Source organism: Comamonas endophytica (genome assembly GCF_023634805.2).
Taxonomy (GTDB): domain Bacteria; phylum Pseudomonadota; class Gammaproteobacteria; order Burkholderiales; family Burkholderiaceae_C; genus Comamonas; species Comamonas endophytica.
Window position 1 is genome coordinate 3,093,302 of record NZ_CP106881.1, and the last position, 17,447, is coordinate 3,110,748.

General features: G+C 64.4%; 11 protein-coding genes and 8 tRNA genes. 15 read left to right on the forward strand and 4 right to left on the reverse strand.

Annotated features, from left to right (window positions below; translation table 11 throughout):
• Nucleotides 1-111: 111 nt before the first annotated feature.
• Complete coding sequence (hpnC, locus tag M9799_RS14025) at nt 112-948, reverse strand: squalene synthase HpnC (protein WP_231044734.1); 837 nt, start codon at nt 946-948, stop codon at nt 112-114.
• 249 nt (nt 949-1,197) lie between these two features.
• On the opposite strand from hpnC, the gene M9799_RS14030 reads away from it, so the two are divergent.
• The 3 genes from M9799_RS14030 (at nt 1,198) to M9799_RS14040 (ending at nt 5,650) form a co-directional block, all read left to right on the forward strand.
• Nucleotides 1,198-2,304: an efflux RND transporter periplasmic adaptor subunit gene (locus M9799_RS14030; protein WP_263725515.1), complete on the forward strand. Its 1,107-nt coding sequence runs from the start codon at nt 1,198-1,200 to the stop codon at nt 2,302-2,304.
• A gap of 7 nt (nt 2,305-2,311) precedes the next feature.
• The gene (locus M9799_RS14035) at nt 2,312-5,476 is read left to right on the forward strand and encodes an efflux RND transporter permease subunit (RefSeq protein WP_231044514.1); all 3,165 of its coding nucleotides are present in this window, start codon (nt 2,312-2,314) and stop codon (nt 5,474-5,476) included.
• 87 nt (nt 5,477-5,563) lie between these two features.
• Nucleotides 5,564-5,650: transfer RNA gene (locus M9799_RS14040), tRNA-Leu, on the forward strand.
• Between the two features lie 107 nt (nt 5,651-5,757).
• Here the strand turns inward: M9799_RS14040 and M9799_RS14045 are convergent.
• On the reverse strand, nt 5,758-6,372 hold the full coding sequence (locus M9799_RS14045; RefSeq protein ID WP_231044515.1) for a cysteine hydrolase family protein: 615 nt from the start codon (nt 6,370-6,372) through the stop codon (nt 5,758-5,760).
• 204 nt (nt 6,373-6,576) lie between these two features.
• Between M9799_RS14045 and M9799_RS14050 the strand changes: the two genes are divergently transcribed.
• Together M9799_RS14050 and M9799_RS14055 are read left to right on the forward strand one after the other, a co-directional pair.
• Nucleotides 6,577-6,717, forward strand: coding sequence for a hypothetical protein (locus tag M9799_RS14050; protein WP_231044516.1), 141 nt, complete (start codon nt 6,577-6,579; stop codon nt 6,715-6,717).
• Between the two features lie 254 nt (nt 6,718-6,971).
• Entirely contained in the window at nt 6,972-7,181 is a 210-nt protein-coding gene (locus tag M9799_RS14055) for a hypothetical protein (RefSeq protein ID WP_231044517.1), read from the forward strand.
• A gap of 420 nt (nt 7,182-7,601) precedes the next feature.
• Here M9799_RS14055 and M9799_RS14060 read toward each other — a convergent pair.
• Nucleotides 7,602-7,678, reverse strand: a tRNA-Pro gene (locus M9799_RS14060).
• Between the two features lie 398 nt (nt 7,679-8,076).
• On the opposite strand from M9799_RS14060, the gene tig reads away from it, so the two are divergent.
• The 10 genes from tig to M9799_RS14110 all read left to right on the forward strand — a co-directional run bounded on the left by tig (nt 8,077) and on the right by M9799_RS14110 (nt 15,100).
• The gene (gene tig, locus M9799_RS14065; protein WP_231044519.1) at nt 8,077-9,387 is read left to right on the forward strand and encodes a trigger factor; all 1,311 of its coding nucleotides are present in this window, start codon (nt 8,077-8,079) and stop codon (nt 9,385-9,387) included.
• Between the two features lie 125 nt (nt 9,388-9,512).
• Complete coding sequence (gene clpP, locus M9799_RS14070; protein ID WP_304505210.1) at nt 9,513-10,121, forward strand: ATP-dependent Clp endopeptidase proteolytic subunit ClpP; 609 nt, start codon at nt 9,513-9,515, stop codon at nt 10,119-10,121.
• Between the two features lie 101 nt (nt 10,122-10,222).
• Nucleotides 10,223-11,485: an ATP-dependent Clp protease ATP-binding subunit ClpX gene (gene clpX, locus M9799_RS14075; protein ID WP_231044520.1), complete on the forward strand. Its 1,263-nt coding sequence runs from the start codon at nt 10,223-10,225 to the stop codon at nt 11,483-11,485.
• Nucleotides 11,486-11,638: 153 nt separating this feature from the next.
• Nucleotides 11,639-14,056 (forward strand): endopeptidase La, encoded by a 2,418-nt coding sequence (lon, locus tag M9799_RS14080; protein WP_231044521.1) that lies wholly within the window; start codon nt 11,639-11,641, stop codon nt 14,054-14,056.
• 104 nt (nt 14,057-14,160) lie between these two features.
• Nucleotides 14,161-14,236, forward strand: a tRNA-Gly gene (locus M9799_RS14085).
• 65 nt (nt 14,237-14,301) lie between these two features.
• Nucleotides 14,302-14,377: transfer RNA gene (locus M9799_RS14090), tRNA-Gly, on the forward strand.
• Between the two features lie 62 nt (nt 14,378-14,439).
• Nucleotides 14,440-14,515, forward strand: a tRNA-Gly gene (locus M9799_RS14095).
• Nucleotides 14,516-14,562: 47 nt separating this feature from the next.
• Nucleotides 14,563-14,636, forward strand: a tRNA-Cys gene (locus tag M9799_RS14100).
• A gap of 161 nt (nt 14,637-14,797) precedes the next feature.
• Nucleotides 14,798-14,873, forward strand: a tRNA-Gly gene (locus M9799_RS14105).
• Nucleotides 14,874-15,008: 135 nt separating this feature from the next.
• Nucleotides 15,009-15,100: transfer RNA gene (locus M9799_RS14110), tRNA-Leu, on the forward strand.
• 68 nt (nt 15,101-15,168) lie between these two features.
• Here the strand turns inward: M9799_RS14110 and M9799_RS14115 are convergent.
• Nucleotides 15,169-17,295 (reverse strand): alkaline phosphatase D family protein, encoded by a 2,127-nt coding sequence (locus M9799_RS14115; protein ID WP_231044522.1) that lies wholly within the window; start codon nt 17,293-17,295, stop codon nt 15,169-15,171.
• Nucleotides 17,296-17,447: the final 152 nt, after the last annotated feature.

Here is a 17,447-nt window from a genome sequence, read left to right on the forward strand (position 1 = left end):
GAAAGTGGCGGGCGGCACGAGGCCGGGCGCGCATACGCGGGAAGCGCTGGCAAGCTCGGCATTGTGCGCCAGCGCCGGCAAGCCGCGGGGCGTGCAGGGCATTCGCCGAGGCTACATGCGCAGGCTCCGTCCCAGCATCCGCAGCCAGTCGGCCTTGCCCAGGCGCGGGCGGGTGTGCAGGCTGGCGCCCTGCAGCGCATCGACCTTGTCGAGAATGCGCAGCCCGCCCTGCACGACCAGGCGCAGCTCCCACCCCGCGCGTCCGGGCAGCCGGTGCACCAGCGGCAGGCCCTGCAGCATGCATTCGCGCGCCCAGCGCGCGTTGCCGGCAATCAGCTGCCGCGTGGCCGGCGTGCTCTGGAGCGTGGCCAGCTGGGCGCGCGTGACGCCATGGCGCGCGCAGTCGGCATCGCTGAGGTAATGGCGCCCGCGCGGGATGTCGATGCTCAGGTCCTGCCAGAAGTTGATCAGCTGCAGCGCGCTGCAGATGGCATCGCTTTGCGCCAGCGCCTGTGCATCGTGCACGCCGTAGAGGTGCAGCAGCAGGCGCCCGACGGGATTGGCCGAGCGGCGGCAGTAGTCCAGCAGCTCCGCGCGATCGGCATAGCTTTCACCGGCGGCGGTCTTGCGCACGTCCTGCGAAAAGGCGCTGAGCAGGTCTTCGAGCAATGGAGTTGGCAACCCATGCTGCACGATGGCCACCTGCAGCGGCCCGAACACCGCGGCCCGGTGCGTGCCGGGTGCATGGCCCGCGGCCACGGACCGCAGTTCTTCGCGATAGGCATCGAGCGCGGCCAGGCGCTCGGCGGGGGTGGCATCGCCTTCATCGGCAATGTCGTCGGCGGTACGCGCAAAGCCGTAGATGGCGGCAATGGGCTGGCGCAGGTGCGGCGGGCACAGCAGCGAGGCGACGGGAAAATTCTCGTAATGCGTGACGGGCGCCGCCATCGTGGGTGCGGGCGTCGCCAGTGCGGTGTCGGGGGAGGGCGGGGAGGGCGGTTTCACGCCGCCATTGTCGCTTGACAACCCGGCATGGCCTTTGATAATTACTAACCCCTCAGTCATTAGGTCGGTCCGCGCCAGCCAGGCGCTGGACCAGCCTTTTGCCATGTTCGCGCGCTGGCGTGATCCCCTCTTTCAGAGCACCGCATGCCCTCCATGTCTCTTTCCCGCTCCCTTGGGGCCCTGTACGCAGTGATGCTGGCCTGTAGCCTGGCCGCCTGTTCACGCCCCGAACCCGCCCCCGAACCGGTGCGTTCGGTGAAGCTGCTGGAGGTCGGCGTGGGCGCGGTGGATGCGCAGCTGGAGTATGCGGGCGAAGTGCGCGCGCGCATCGAGTCGCGGCTGGGCTTTCGCGTGGCGGGCAAGCTGGTCTCGCGCCAGGTGGAACTGGGTCAACAGGTCACTGCAGGTCAGTTGCTGGCGCAGCTCGATGCACAGGATTACCGGCTGGCGGCCGAGGCCAGCCGCGCGCAGGTCACGGCAGCCACCACGCAGCGCGATCTCGCGGCCGCCGACCTGCAGCGCTACCGGACGCTGCGGGCGCAGAACTTCATCAGCGGCGCCGAGCTCGAGCGCCGCGAAGCCACGCTGAAATCGGCCCAGGCCAGCCTCGACCAGGCGCGCGCGCAGGCCGCGGGCCAGTCGCTGCAGGCCGATTACACGCGCTTGATCGCCGATGTCGCGGGCGTGGTCACAAGCATCGATGCCGAACCCGGCCAGGTGGTCGCCGCCGGCACGCCGGTCGTGCGCATCGCCCAGGACGGGGAACGCGATGTGGTGTTCTCGGTGCCCGAGGACAAGGTGGCGCGCATGCGTCCCGGCCAGGCGGTGGCGGTGCGCACCTGGGCCGGGGACCAGCGCTATGCCGGCCGCGTGCGCGAGGTGGCGGCCAGCGCCGACCCCGTCACGCGCACCTATCTCGTCAAGGTGGCGCTGGAGCGCACGCCGGGCCAGGCGCTGCCGGCGCTGGGCGCCACGGTGCATGCGCGCCCCGAAGGCCTGGGCGCCGCCAGCCAGCCGGTGATCAAGCTTCCGACCACGGCGTTGCAGCAGCACGGTGGCGGCTCGGCGGTCTGGATATTCGACGCGGATTCCAGCAGCGTGCGGCTGCAGCCGGTGACCATGGGCAGCGCCGACGGCAATGAAGTGGTCATCACCCAGGGGCTGGCACCAGGCATGCGCGTGGTGGCGACCGGCGGGCATGTGCTGTCGCCGGGCCAGAAGGTGACGGTGTACCAGGGCGTTGGCGAGACGGCGCGTCCTGCCGATGCCGCACCACAGCCCATCCCCGCCACCCGCTGAGTCCGCCATGAATCCCGTACAGCCCCAACCCGGCTTCAACCTGTCGCGCTGGGCGCTCGAGCACATCGCGCTCACGCGCTACCTGCTGGTGTCCATCGTGCTGCTGGGCTTTGCCGCCTATTTCCAGCTGGGACAGGACGAAGACCCGCCCTTCACCTTCCGCGCCATGGTGGTGCGCACCTACTGGCCCGGCGCCACCGCGCAGCAGGTGGCCGAGCAGGTGACGGACAAGCTCGAACGCACGCTGCAGGAGGTGCCCTATGCCGACAAGATCCGCAGCTATTCCAAGCCCGGCGAGTCGCAGATCATCTTCCAGCTCAAGGACAGCTCCAAGCCGGGCGAGGTCTCCCAGCTCTGGTACACGGTGCGCAAGAAGATCGGCGACATGCGCTACACCCTGCCGCAGGGCGTGCAGGGGCCGTTCTTCAACGACGATTTCGGCGATGTCTATGGCGTGATCTACGCGCTGCAGGGCCAGGGCTTCAGCTATGCCGAGCTCAAGGATGTGGCCGACGACGTGCGCCAGCAACTGCTGCGCGTGCCCGACGTGGCCAAGGTCGAGCTGTTTGGCGTGCAGGACGAGAAGCTCTACATCGAGCTGTCGCAGCTGCGCTTGGCGCAGCTGGGCCTGGACATGAACCAGGTGCTGGCGCAGCTCGACCAGCAGAACGCATTGCAGAGCGCCGGGGTGGTGCAGGCGGGCGACGAGCAGGTGCAGGTGCGCGTGGCCGGCGCCTTCAACGCCGTGGAGGACCTGCGCGCCATGCCGATCCGCGGCGCCTCCGGCGCGCAGCTGCGCCTGGGCGACATCGCCGAGATCCGCCGCGGCTATGTCGATCCGCCGAGCGTCAAGGTGCGCCACCAGGGGCAGGACTCGATCGCGCTGGGCGTGGCCATGACCCGGGGCGGCGACATCATCCGACTGGGCGAGACCCTGCATGCGGTCAGCGCTCGGCTGGGCAACACGCTGCCCGCGGGCATGCAGCTGGTCAACGTGCAGGACCAGCCGCGTGCCGTGTCCAGCTCGGTCAACGAATTCATCAAGGTGCTCATCGAGGCCGTGGTGGTCGTGCTGGCGGTGAGCTTCATCAGCCTGGGCATGCACAAGCGCACCGGCGAGCAGCGCTGGTGGCGGCGCTGGTACATCGACCCGCGCCCCGGGCTGGTGGTGGGCATCACCATTCCGCTGGTGCTGGCCGCCACCTTCCTGGCGATGTGGTACTGGGACATCGGGCTGCACAAGATCTCGCTGGGCTCGCTGATCATTGCGCTGGGACTGCTGGTCGACGACGCGATCATTGCCGTCGAGATGATGGTGCGCAAGATGGAGGAGGGCTACGACAAGCTGCGCGCCGCCACCTTTGCCTACGAGATCACCGCCATGCCGATGCTGACCGGCACGCTGATCACGGCCGCGGGCTTCCTGCCCATCGGCCTGGCCAAGTCGATGACCGGCGAATACACCTTTGCCATCTTCGCGGTCACGGTGGTGGCGCTGCTGCTGAGCTGGCTGGCCTCGGTGTTCTTCGTGCCGTACCTGGGCCTGCTGCTGCTCAAGCGCCCGCCGCATGCGCGGGACGAACCCGCGCCGGGCGCGCAGGGCCCGCATGAAGTGTTCGACGGCCCGTTCTACGACCGTTTCCGGCGCACCGTGGACTGGTGCATCGAGCACCGCTGGATGACCATCGGCGCCACGTTGCTGGTGCTGGTGCTCGGCCTGTTCGGCATGACGCGCGTGCAGCAGCAGTTCTTCCCGGACTCGACGCGCATGGAGATCATGGTCGACCTGTGGTTCCCCGAAGGCACCTCCTTTGCCGCCAATGCGCAGACCGCCGAGGCCGCGGAAAAGCGCCTGCTGGCCGAGCCTGGCGTGGAGAGCGTCACGGCCTGGCTGGGTTCGGGCGTGCCGCGCTTCTACCTGCCGCTGGACCAGGTGTTTCCGCAGAGCAACGTCTCGCAATTCATTGTTGTGGCCGAGTCGCTGCAAGCCCGCGAGCGCTTGCGCCGCCAGTTGCCGCAGATGCTGGCGCGGGACTTTCCGCAGGCGCGCGGCCGCGTCACGCTGCTGTCCTCCGGGCCGCCGGTGCCCTATCCGGTGCAGTTCCGCGTGGTGGGGCCCGACCCCACGGCGCTGCGCGCGCGCGCCGACGAGGTCAAGAAGCTGTTGCAGGGCAATGCCGACATGCGCGGTGTCAACGACAACTGGAACGAGTCGGTCAAGGCCCTGCGCCTGGAGGTGGACCAAGACAAGGCGCGGGCCCTGGGCGTGAGCAGCCAGTCCATCGCCCAGGCCGCCAATGTCATGCTCAGCGGGGCCACGGTCGGCCAATATCGCGAAGGCGACCGGCTTATCGACATCGTGCTGCGTCCGCCGCTGAACGAGCGCGATGCCATCACCGACCTGGGCAACGCCTATCTGCGCACCGCCTCGGGCAGCTCGATCCCGCTGACGCAGATCGCGCGGCCGGTGCTGGCCTGGGAGCCGGGCGTGCTCTGGCGCGAAGGCCGCAGCTACGCGATCACGGTGCAGGGCGATGTGCGCGAGGGGCTGCAGGGCGCCACCGTGACCGAGGCGCTGCTGCCCGCACTGCGTGAGGTCGAGCAGCGCTGGCATGCCGAGGGCGCCAACGCCTATCGCATCGAGGTCGCGGGCGCGGTGGAGGAGAGCTCCAAGGGCGCATCCTCGATTGCCGCGGGCCTGCCGGTCATGCTGTTCATCACCTTCACGCTGTTGATGCTGCAGCTGCACAGCTTCAGCCGCGCGCTGCTGGTGTTCCTGACCGGCCCGATGGGCATTGCCGGCGTCGCCGCCGCGCTGCTGCTGCTCGACCGGCCCTTCGGCTTCGTCGCGCTGCTGGGCGTGATCGCGCTGATGGGCATGATCCAGCGCAACTCGGTGATCCTGATCGACCAGATCGAGGTCGACCGCGCGCGCGGCATGCCCGCCTGGAATGCCATCATCGAAGCGACGGTAGGCCGCCTGCGGCCCATCGTGCTGACGGCGGCGGCCGCGGTGCTGGCGATGATTCCGCTGTCGCGCAGCGTATTCTGGGGGCCGATGGCAGTGGCCATCATGGGCGGGCTGCTGGTGGCCACCGTGCTGACACTGCTGGCGCTGCCGGCCATGTACGCGGCCGTCTTCCGCGTGCGCCGGCCCAGGCAGAAAGCATAAAAACTTTCCGTCGATTGGCTGAATGGGGTTGCGACGCAGGTAAGATACACGGTTGACCTAGGGTCGTGGCAATAGCTGCAACCCACCGCGCGGGTGGCGAAATTGGTAGACGCACCAGGTTTAGGTCCTGACGCCAGCAATGGTGTGGGGGTTCGAGTCCCCCCTCGCGCACCAATCGATATGGAAATGCCGGCTCTCGCCGAGCAGGCAGTTTCCTGGAAGATAGGCTGTTTCCCCGCGGGAACAGCCTATTTTTTTTATGCTGTGCAACCGAAGGTGGATCAGCTGCGCTTGCGGTGCGCGGCCCGCACCGAACACTTGAACACCCCCTCCAGCTGCTGCAGCGCATTGTCCTTGCGCAGCACCGACTCGGCCGCGGTGCAGTCCTTGGGTACCCACACGTCATAGCCCAGCATGCGGGCATCGGTGGCGGTGAGCATCACACACATATCGGCCGCCAGCCCGACGATGATGAGCTTTTTGGCCTTCATCTTGGTCAGCAGGTGCTGCAGCGGGGTGGAATGGAAGGCCGAATGCTGGGGCTTGAGGATCACCAGGTCTTCGGGACCTGGCGACAGCAGGAGCGCCATCTCGCCGCGCGGGCCCTCGAGCTTGCAGCATTCCGCGAGGATGTCGCGGAATTCGCTGTGCCAGGTGCCATAGTTGTCATTGGCATAGATGCAGCTCATGCCGCGCCTGGTATGGCGTGCCTTGAGCTTGGCAATGGCCTTTGCGGCCTCCATGGCGCTGGGCAGGATGTCCTGGGCCGTGGGAAAGTCCAGCGGGTTGATCACATCCACCAGCAGCAGCACCTCGGGGCTGTGCGGGAAGGCGGTCTGCTTGAGTCGGCGCGAGGATGTCACGGGCTTCTTCACCGCTGCGTCATGCGATGCCATGCAGGATTCCTTTATGGTCGGACAGAAAGATGGTCTTCATTGCAGGCAGATGATTGATCCAACCCCTGCCCAAGGTTGTCGGTGCTTTCCGCTCCGCATGTAGTCCATTGCCCGCAGCGACGGCCGCATGCACTACGGCGGTTCGGCCCGTTGTCGTTTACCATCGGTCTACCGCCTTGCTTCGAGGCGGCATCAGGAGGCTTTATGGGCAAGGAACAGCGCAACGAGAAGATGTCCAAGAAACCCAAAAAGGATACTTCTCCCCCGAAAACCGGCAGCCCTTCCGATCGGCCAATGGCTCCCGTCACCACAGTGATGCCGCGCGGCAAGGACAAGAACAAGTAATCCACATCTTTCGCATGCATGCCGCGGCATGCTGTTGCACAAAGGTCCGCCAGGCAGCGGACCTTTTCATTATCCGCCTTTCTCGGTATTTTCCCTGCCAGTTTTTTCGGGCATTAATCCTGTTTGAATCTTCCATTGGCTGAAGCTATTGTCTGGCAAGAAAGTAGGTTGTTGACGACATTATCCAAATGGAGCGGTTTATAGAATTTAACCGTGCAGATCCTTCTGTGCACTCAACTTCCAAGGAGATAAAAATGGCTGTCAATAACCCTCACGGGCATAATCAGTACACCGACAAGAAGAAGATCCAGAACGCCGATGCCGGCAAGCAAGGCAGCACCACGGGTTCCTCGAGCGGGACGCGTGGCGGCACCAGCGAGCAGCATGCCGAGGCCGGGCGCCAGAGCCACAAGAACGATGACAAGTCGTCGTCCTCGCAGTCTGGCCGCAAGAGCGATGGCTGAGTGATGGAGCATTCAACCGGAGCATTGTCGGAAGGTTGAATTTCGTGGCCATCCAGGCGCATTGGAGGAGGCAGGGGGATAATTCCAGGCCCCGTTGTCTTTCTGCAATGCGCCTTTTGCATTGCGGGCAAACGATATTCGGGATAATCCCGGTCCTTTGCTGGTTCAGCCAGCAAATACCTGCGGAGATTGGCCTCCGCGGGGCTGGCGGCGATATTCAATGAGCAGTGGGAGGCGGGGTTATCCATGCCCCGGGGAAGAGAAGCGGGGGAAGGGAAATCCCAGGGGAAATCTCTGGGATTTCTTCTGGACTGTCCGCGCAAATTGGTTACCCGGACATTTTGCGTCGCGCAATACATGGGTTGGCGGCGCCAACGAAAAAAGGACTTGAGGCTTTGCCCCAAGTCCTTTTTGAATCAATGGTCGGCGAGAAAGGATTCGAACCTTCGACCCCTTGCACCCCATGCAAGTGCGCTACCAGGCTGCGCTACACGCCGACGAGAACGCTATTGTATGCCAAACATGGGCGGCCTTTTGGCAAACTGCCACTATTTTCCAAAATGAGGCCGGCGCTGCACGCCGCAGCCTGTGGCAGGCGCTGCCGTTGTGCTGCGCACCTTGGCGCGCTGCACTGCGCGTGGCCCATGCGCAGGTGCGCCCCAAAGCCCGCGGGCAGGCTCGCGCCGGGGGTGGTTGGCGGCTCGCTATAATTGCTGATTCGATTTTTAGTGCGCGACGCGCCTTCAGCCTGCATGGACTGGACGCCCGCTGCCTAAGCTATTGATTTTCTTGGCGTGCGGGTGTCTCCGCGCGCCACCCATGTGAGACTTTGCGGAACACGGTGCAGGCTGCACTGCAGCCGGCACGGTCCACATATCCCTGATTAGGAAGAACCATGGCCGTTACTGTTGAAACCCTCGAAAAGCTCGAGCGCAAGATCACGCTCAGCTTGCCTTTGTCCGCAATCCAGTCCGAAGTCGACGCACGCCTGAAGCGCGTTGCCCGCACCGTGAAGATGGACGGCTTCCGTCCCGGCAAGGTGCCGATGAACGTGGTGGCCCAGCGCTATGGCTACTCGCTGCAGTACGAAGTGCTGAACGACAAGGTCGGCGAAGCCTTTGCCCAGGCCGTGAGCGAAGCCAAGCTGCGCGTCGCCGGCCAGCCCCGCATCACCGAAAAGGAAGGCGCGCCTGAAGGCGAAGCCCAATTCGACGCCGTGTTCGAAGTGCTGCCCGAAGTCAAGATCGAAGACCTGTCGACTGCCGAAGTCGACAAGCTGACGGCCGAAGTGGACGACGCCGCCATCGACAAGACCATCGACATCCTGCGCAAGCAGCGCCGCACCTTCGCCCAGCGTGCCCAGGAAGAAGCGGCAGCGGACGGCGACCGCGTCACGGTGGACTTCGAAGGCAAGATCGACGGCGAGACCTTTGCCGGCGGCAAGGCCGAAGACTTCCAGTTCCTGGTCGGCGAAGGCCAGATGCTCAAGGAATTCGAAGACGCCGTGCGCGGCATGAAGACCGGCGAAAGCAAGACTTTCCCGCTGGCCTTCCCCGAGGACTACCACGGCAAGGACGTGGCCGGTAAGACCGCCGACTTCCTCGTGACCCTGAAGAAGATCGAAGCCGCCAACCTGCCCGAAGTCAACGAAGCGCTGGCCAAGTCGCTGGGCATCGCCGACGGCACCGTCGACGGCCTGCGCGCCGACATCAAGAAGAACCTCGAGCGCGAAGTCAAGTTCCGCCTGCAGGCCCGCAACAAGCAGGCCGTGATGGACGCCCTGGTCGCCAAGGCCGAGCTCGACCTGCCCAATGCCAGCGTGCAAGCCGAAGTGGCGCGCCTGCTGGAAGGCGCACGCGCCGAACTGAAGCAGCGCGGCATCAAGGACGCCGAGAAGGCCGAGATCCCCGAGGACGTGTTCCGTCCCCAAGCCGAGCGCCGCGTGCGCCTGGGCCTGGTGGTGGCCGAGCTGGTGCGCGCCAATGAACTGCACGCCACGCCCGAGCAGCTCAAGGCCCACGTCGAAGAGCTGGCTGCCAGCTACGAGAAGCCTGAAGAAGTCGTGCGCTGGTACTTCGGCGACCGCCAGCGTCTGGCCGAAGTCGAAGCCGTGGTCGTTGAAAACAACGTCACCGAGTTCGTGCTGGGCAAGGCCAAGGTCAACGACAAGTCGGTGTCCTTCGACGAACTGATGGGTCAAGCGTAAGCCTGGGGCCCTGTTTCCCGTGAGCGCTGAATGCTTCGCGGGAAAACCCTAGCTTGGGGCTTGTGCTTTTAGGCACAGGCCCCATTTCTTTTCTGGGTACAGTACCCCCATTGAATGGAGAAAACATGAGCGCACTGGAAACTCAAGGCCTGGGCATGATTCCGATGGTGATCGAGCAGTCGGGTCGTGGCGAACGGTCTTACGACATTTACTCACGCCTGCTCAAGGAGCGCGTGATCTTCCTGGTCGGCCCGGTCAATGACCAGTCTGCCAACCTGGTTGTCGCCCAGTTGCTGTTCCTCGAGAGCGAGAACCCCGAGAAGGACATCTCGTTCTACATCAACTCGCCGGGCGGCTCGGTGAGCGCCGGCATGGCGATCTTCGACACCATGAATTTCATCAAGCCCGACGTGTCGACGCTGTGCACCGGCATGGCTGCCAGCATGGGTGCATTCCTGCTGTCGGCAGGGGCAAAGGGCAAGCGTTATGCTTTGCCGCACTCCAAGGTCATGATCCACCAGCCTCTGGGCGGCATGCAGGGCCAGGCCACGGAAATCGAGATTCACGCGCGTGAGATCCTCAAGACCCGTGAGCAGCTCAACCGCGTCCTCGCGGAGCAGACCGGCCAGCCGCTGGAGAAGATCCAGCGCGATACCGAGCGTGACTACTTCCTGTCGGCCGATGAAGCCAAGGACTACGGCCTGATCGACCAGGTGATCAGCAAGCGCGCCTGAAGCCCACTCGCTCCGGCTGGCGGCGTTTCCCCTGGCGGGAGGCGCCGCTTTTTATTTAGGTATCATCCTTTTCCACACTTTTGTAACAAGGCACCGCCCCCATGGCCGAGAAAAAAGGCACTTCCAGCGAAAAAAACCTCTACTGCACGTTCTGCGGCAAAAGCCAGCATGAAGTGAAGAAGCTGATCGCCGGTCCGTCGGTCTTTATCTGCGACGAGTGTATTGATCTGTGCAACGAGATCATCCGTGACGAGAAGCCCGCGGACGACAAGCCCGATGCGCGCGGCGACCTGCCGACACCCGCCGAGATCAAGGCCAACCTGGACAGCTATGTGATTGGCCAGGAAGTTGCCAAGCGCACGCTGTCGGTGGCGGTCTACAACCACTACAAGCGCCTGCGCCACAAGGAAAAGGCCGGCAAGGATGATGTCGAGCTGGCGAAGAGCAACATCCTGCTGATCGGCCCCACGGGCTCGGGCAAGACGCTGCTGGCGCAGACGCTGGCGCGCATGCTGGACGTTCCCTTCGTCATGGCCGATGCAACCACGCTGACCGAAGCCGGCTACGTCGGCGAGGACGTCGAGAACATCGTGCAGAAGCTGCTGCAAAGCTGCAACTACGAAGTCGAGCGCGCGCAGCGCGGCATCGTGTACATCGACGAGATCGACAAGATCTCGCGCAAGTCGGACAATCCCAGCATCACGCGAGATGTCTCCGGCGAGGGCGTGCAGCAGGCGCTGCTCAAGCTCATCGAAGGCACGATGGCGAGCATTCCGCCGCAGGGCGGGCGCAAGCACCCGAACCAGGACTTCCTGCAGGTTGACACCACCAACATCCTGTTCATCTGCGGCGGCGCGTTCGCAGGGCTGGAAAAGGTGATCGAGAACCGCACCGAAGCCTCGGGCATCGGCTTCGGCGCCGTGGTCAAGAGCAAGAAGCAGCGCTCGGTCTCCGACATGTTCCAGGAAATCGAGCCCGAAGACCTGATCAAGTTCGGCATCATCCCCGAACTGGTGGGCCGCATGCCCGTCGTGACGGCGCTGGCCGAACTGGGCGAGGATGCGCTGGTGCAGATCCTCACCGAGCCGAAGAACGCGCTGGTGAAGCAGTACGCCAAGCTGCTGGCCATGGAGGGCGTGGAGCTCGAGATCCGTCCGGCGGCCCTGCGTGCGATCGCGCGCAAGGCACTGGCGCGCAAGACCGGCGCGCGCGGCCTGCGCTCGCTGCTCGAGCAGTCGCTGATCGACACGATGTTCGAATTGCCCAATGCCGACAACGTGGAAAAGGTGGTGCTCGATGAGTCCACCATTGAAGATGGCAAGGCGCCGCTGCTCGTGTACCGAGAAGCCGCCAAGCAAGCCTGATCTTCGCCCTGGCGCAGGCGGCAAGCTGGCCCGGGCCCTGAGCGGGCCCGCAGCTCCGCCCGCCCCATGGGCCATGTCCCACAGCTCGGCATGGTCAAGGGGTTGAAAATCGCCGCAAGCGGACCACATTCCGCACAGTTACCAAGGAATTCCATGTCAGGACCCAAGCCCGTGTCTTCCTCTTCTCTCGATCTGCCGCTGCTGCCATTGCGCGATGTGGTGGTGTTCCCGCACATGGTCATCCCCCTGTTCGTGGGCCGTGCCAAAAGCATCAAGGCGCTGGAGCTGGCGATGGAAGGCGACCGCCGCATCATGCTGGTGGCACAGAAAACCGCGTCCAAGGACGAGCCCGCCGTATCGGACATGTTCGAGGTCGGCTGCATCTGCACCATCCTGCAGATGCTCAAGCTGCCCGACGGCACGGTGAAAGTGCTGGTCGAAGGCCAGCAGCGCGCACGCGTGGAGGCCATCGTCGACCACGAGACCCATTTCCTGTCCTCCGTGCAGCCGGTCGAGGTCGATGAGGAGGCGCACAAGCCCAGCGAGATCGAGGCCCTGCGCCGCGCCGTGACGCAGCAGTTCGACCAGTACGTCAAGCTCAACAAGAAGATCCCGGCAGAGATCCTGACCTCGATCTCGAGCATCGACGATGCCGGCCGCCTGGCCGACACCATTGCCGCGCATCTGCCGCTCAAGCTCGAGGCCAAGCAGGCCGTGCTGGACCTGGCCGATGTCAAGTCGCGGCTGGAGAACCTGTTCGAGCAGCTGGACCGCGAGGTCGACATCCTCAATGTCGACAAGAAGATCCGCGGCCGCGTCAAGCGCCAGATGGAAAAGAGCCAGCGTGATTTCTACCTCAACGAGCAGGTCAAAGCCATCCAGAAGGAGCTCGGCGAAGGCGAGGAGGGCGCGGATCTCGAGGAGATCGAGAAGCGCATCCGCCTGGCCAAGATGCCGACCGAGGCGCGCAAGAAGGCCGAGGGCGAGCTCAAGAAGCTCAAGCTGATGTCGCCCATGTCGGCCGAAGCCACCGTGGTGCGCAACTACATCGACGTGCTCACGGGCCTGCCCTGGAGCAAGAAAACCAAGATCAAGCATGACCTGGCCAATGCCGAGGAGGTGCTCAACGAGGACCACTACGGCCTGGACAAGGTCAAGGACCGGATCATGGAATATCTGGCGGTGCAGCAGCGCGTCGACAAGGTCAAGGCGCCGATCCTGTGCCTGGTCGGCCCGCCGGGCGTGGGCAAGACCTCGCTGGGCCAGTCGATCGCCAAGGCCACGGGCCGCAAGTACGTGCGCATGGCGCTGGGCGGCATGCGCGACGAAGCCGAGATCCGCGGGCACCGCCGCACCTATATCGGCGCCATGCCGGGCAAGGTGCTGCAGAGCCTGGACAAGGTCGGCACGCGCAATCCGCTGTTCCTGCTGGACGAGATCGACAAGCTGGGTATGGATTTCCGCGGCGATCCGTCGAGCGCGCTGCTGGAAGTGCTCGATCCCGAGCAGAACCACGCCTTTGGCGACCACTACGTGGAACTGGACTTCGATCTGAGCGACGTCATGTTCGTTGCGACCTCGAACTCGATGAACATCCCGCCGGCGCTGCTGGACCGGATGGAAGTGATCCGCCTGTCGGGTTACACCGAGGACGAGAAGGTCAACATCGCGATGCGCTACCTGCTGCCCAAGCAGCTCACCAACAACGGCCTCAAGGAGGGCGAGCTCGAGGTGACGGAGTCGGCCGTGCGCGACGTGGTGCGCTACTACACGCGTGAAGCCGGCGTGCGTTCGCTCGAGCGCGAGATGTCGAAGATCTGCCGCAAGGTGGTCAAGGGTATCCAGCTGTCCAAGCTCAGCGCTCCCGTGGTGGTCACGGACGAGAATCTCGCCGAGTTCCTGGGCGTGCGCAAGTACACCTACGGGCGTGCTGAGCAGCAGAACCAGGTGGGCCAGGTGGTCGGCCTGGCGTGGACCGAAGTCGGCGGCGATCTGCTGACCATCGAGGCCGCGACCATGCCCGGCAAGGGCGTCATCACGCGCACCGGCTCGCTGGGCGACGTGATGAAGGAGTCGGTCGAGGCCGCGCGCACCGTCATCCGCAGCCGCGCACGCATGCTGGGCATCAAGGACGAAGCCTTCGAGAAGCGCGACATCCACGTGCACGTGCCCGACGGCGCCACGCCCAAGGACGGCCCGAGCGCGGGTGCGGCCATGGCCACGGCTTTCGTCTCGGCATTGACGGGCATTCCGGTGCGCGCCGACGTGGCCATGACCGGCGAGATCACGCTGCGCGGTGAAGTGACGGCCATCGGCGGCTTGAAGGAAAAGCTGCTGGCCGCGCTGCGCGGCGGCATCAAGACTGTGCTGATCCCCGAGGAAAACGTCAAGGACCTGCAGGAGATTCCGGCGAATGTGAAGAGCGGCCTGGAGATCGTGCCGGTGCGCTGGGTGGACCAAGTGCTCAAGCACGCTCTGGAGCGCATGCCCGAGCCGCTGACGGAGGAAGAGGTCGCAGCCATGCTGGCCAACGCCAAGGCTGCGGGAACGCCAGCCACGGTGCAGCACTGAAATTCGAAAAAATTCGGTGTCTTCGAATTGGGGTGAAAAAGTACGCTACAATTCACTCCATCGCAGCAACGATACATTGTAGAATGTAGGGCTGCAGAGGAAATGCGGGAATAGCTCAGTTGGTAGAGCGATACCTTGCCAAGGTATAGGTCGACGGTTCGAACCCGTTTTCCCGCTCCAGGTTTTAGCCAGTGGCTTCGGCGGCTGGCGCAGGCCTCGAGAGACGATAGTTTTTTTGAGGTTTTGCGGGAATAGCTCAGTTGGTAGAGCGATACCTTGCCAAGGTATAGGTCGACGGTTCGAACCCGTTTTCCCGCTCCAGTTTTTCAGTCGGCCGCTTCGGTGACCGGCGAAATCCCGGAGAGATGTTTTCTCCAGGATATGCGGGAATAGCTCAGTTGGTAGAGCGATACCTTGCCAAGGTATAGGTCGACGGTTCGAACCCGTTTTCCCGCTCCAGATAAGAATGGGAAGCACATGCTTCCCATTTTCACAAGGGTGAATTTGGCGCGATAGCAAAGCGGTTATGCCCCGGATTGCAAATCCGGTTAGACCAGTTCGACTCTGGTTCGCGCCTCCAAATTCTTAGCAGAAAGCCAGAATCCGCAAGGATTCTGGCTTTTTTGCCTTGTGCCCGGCCTGCATCAAAATACATCAAGAAAAATCGCGCTGTAGCCAGGAATGGCGCCGGAAGTCTGCTACAATTCTTGCTTCTTTGCAGCACATTGGCGCTGCAGAAATGCGGGAATAGCTCAGTTGGTAGAGCGATACCTTGCCAAGGTATAGGTCGACGGTTCGAACCCGTTTTCCCGCTCCAGATCACGAAAGGGAAGCTTTGCGGCTTCCCTTTTTTCATGCATGCAACGCTTGGCTGCCGGGCTGGATGAGGCGCCGGGCGCATGCGATAGAATGGCCTCTTGCTGCTGCATGGTGCAGTGCCGTGCAGCATGGCGCCCCGATGGTGAAATTGGTAGACACTGCGGACTTAAAATCCGCCGCTTTCCGTTAAGGGGCGTGCCGGTTCGATCCCGGCTCGGGGCACCACCAGCTTTCGCAGAACTTCTGCCATTCCCCTCCTGCATCGGTGCTGCCTCGCTCCGGCACTTCTCCTCTCATGCAATGCTGACTTCTGTGCTGTCCCTTGGCACCGTGGCCACTGTCGTGCGCGCCACCACCGTGGCCGGCGCCGCATCGCCCACCAGCTTGTTGACCTGGCGGAACTCGCAGCGTAGCGCCGCAGCCGTCACCGTGACCACCGCATAGCCCTGGGCATCGGTGTTGGCAAGTTTCAGCCAGGGGTTGCTGTGCAGGGCTGCGAGCCCCCGGGCCAGGGCCAGCAAACGGCCCGTGAAGTCTGCATCGGACTGCAGACCTTCCAGAACCGAGGCCGTGGTGGCATCCAGCCGGGCTTCGGGCAGCCCGGCCTGCGCCAATGCCCCGCGCAGCGGCACGCGCAGGCGCTCGGCAAGGGTGGCGGCCGTGGGGGTGGGGGCTCCCAGCGTGTAGTCAAGCAGGTTGACGGACAACTCCAGGGTGCCCGCTCCAGGCAGCGGTACGCGCAGGGTCTGGTACACCAGCGGCACCAGGCCGGCCGACAGGCTGCCCACGGCTTTCTTGAGATAAACGAATAAGGAATCGGAGCTGATGCCGGCGGTCACCAGATCGACCATCACCGGGCTGCCGCCGCTCGTCGCCCTGTAGTCGTCGCGCACCTCGCCGGCAAAGAAGGCATGGATGTCGCCGCTGAGCGCCACCACATTGCGGATGCCATGGTCCTTGAGATGCTGCATCAACGCCTTGCGTTCGGCGTCGTAGCCGTCCCACTGGTCGGCGCTGAGGAGGAAGCGCTGGGAGAAGAGTACTAGCGCTTCGGCGCTGTCCGCGGACTGCAGCGTGCCAATGGCGCGGGAGCCATCGAGCCCCATGCGCAGCAGCGACACCTCGTTGCCCCAGAGCTTCCACAGCGCGGGCGAGTCTTTCATCGTCTGCTGCCACCATTCGCGCTGGGCGTTGCTGAGCATCGAGACCGGAGTCAGCGGATGCTCCCCGGCAGCCCGTGCCGCAGCCATCTTGCGCGCTTCGGCAGCGTGCAGAAGTGCCTCTGGCACCATCGAGCGGCTGCCGATGCCGCCCAGCGGCGCGGCGCTGACGGAGCACGGCGCGGCCTCGGGGAGGGCATGGGCGCTGCGGTAGAGGCGCTCGTCGGTCAACACCAGGTGTGCCAGACGGCCGAACTGCAGGTCGCGGTAGATGCGCACGTTGTCGATGCCGGCTGCGGGATCGGCGCTGAAGTGGATGTCGGCGGGCATGTATTCATACCAGGCCTGGTTGGCGCTGCGCCGGCGCCCGGGCTGGCGGCTGTGGTCGCCCGAACCGTCGCCGTCGGTTGCGGCGTCACGCCAGCAGTCATTGCTGAATTCGTGGTCGTCCCAGATGGCGACCATTGCAAAGCGCTCGTGCACCGCCTGCAGCCGTGCATCGCTGCGGTATTGTTTGTAGAGGTAGCGGTAGTCGGCCAGGGTGGTGGCACGGCTCGCCCCGGCCGCGCCGTTCCCGTGGCTGCCGTCGGGCAGCGACAGCGGAGCGTGGCGCGCTTCCACCGGGCCCGCCTGGAACCATTCACCCACGGTCTCGTAGATATAGTCGCCCAGGTGCAGCACGAAATCCAGTTCCTGCCCGGCCACATCGTCGAACGCGCCCCAATGGTTGATGCTCCAGTCCTGGCAGGCGAGCACTGCGAAACGGAGTTGCGCCGGCGCGGCGCTGCGGGCCGGTGCCGTCTTGAAGCGGCCCACATTGGAATGCACGTCGCCGGCAACGAATTGGTAGTAGTAGAGAGTGGACGGCGCCAGGCCGCTGACGCGGTGGCGCACGGTATGGTCGAAGATGGCCTGCACTGCCACCGGGGTGTCGAGCACCGTGCCGCCGCTCAGGGCGGCATTGCTGCCCAGAACGGCGTCGTGGTTGGCATCGGTGATCCGCAGGCGAATCGTGAAGTCGCCGGCATCGCAGGAGGCGACATCGCCGGCGCCGGCAGGAACCACGCGTGTCCAGAGCATGATGGCATCGGGCTGCGGGTCGCCCGAAGCAACGCTCTGGGGGAACTTCCAGCCCGGCCCGCAGGCGCTTTCGCAGTTGCCAGTGTTTACATCATCGCCGCCGGCGCAGGCGGCAAGGCCTACACCGACCACCGACGCTGTGACAAAGCCGCCGATCCGCAAGAACTGTCTTCTGTCCATTGTTGTGCTCCAGGCCAGGCCGCTGGTTGAGGGATGCAGGCAGGCTGCTGCGCTTTGCCGGCCGGCAACTTCAGTGGACGTGGTGTCCGCCTGGGCCGGTGTGGAACAAATGCAGCCAGAGCAAGCGCGGCATTGCCTGATGGCGCTGTGCT

Coding starts and splice junctions, on each gene's coding strand:
- hpnC (WP_231044734.1), bottom strand. CDS start 948: ATGGCGGCGCCCGTCACGCATTACGAGAATTTTCCCGTCGCCTCGCTG.
- M9799_RS14030 (WP_263725515.1), top strand. CDS start 1,198: ATGCTGGCCTGTAGCCTGGCCGCCTGTTCACGCCCCGAACCCGCCCCC.
- M9799_RS14035 (WP_231044514.1), top strand. CDS start 2,312: ATGAATCCCGTACAGCCCCAACCCGGCTTCAACCTGTCGCGCTGGGCG.
- M9799_RS14045 (WP_231044515.1), bottom strand. CDS start 6,372: ATGGCATCGCATGACGCAGCGGTGAAGAAGCCCGTGACATCCTCGCGC.
- M9799_RS14050 (WP_231044516.1), top strand. CDS start 6,577: ATGGGCAAGGAACAGCGCAACGAGAAGATGTCCAAGAAACCCAAAAAG.
- M9799_RS14055 (WP_231044517.1), top strand. CDS start 6,972: ATGGCTGTCAATAACCCTCACGGGCATAATCAGTACACCGACAAGAAG.
- tig (WP_231044519.1), top strand. CDS start 8,077: ATGGCCGTTACTGTTGAAACCCTCGAAAAGCTCGAGCGCAAGATCACG.
- clpP (WP_304505210.1), top strand. CDS start 9,513: ATGAGCGCACTGGAAACTCAAGGCCTGGGCATGATTCCGATGGTGATC.
- clpX (WP_231044520.1), top strand. CDS start 10,223: ATGGCCGAGAAAAAAGGCACTTCCAGCGAAAAAAACCTCTACTGCACG.
- lon (WP_231044521.1), top strand. CDS start 11,639: ATGTCAGGACCCAAGCCCGTGTCTTCCTCTTCTCTCGATCTGCCGCTG.
- M9799_RS14115 (WP_231044522.1), bottom strand. CDS start 17,295: ATGGACAGAAGACAGTTCTTGCGGATCGGCGGCTTTGTCACAGCGTCG.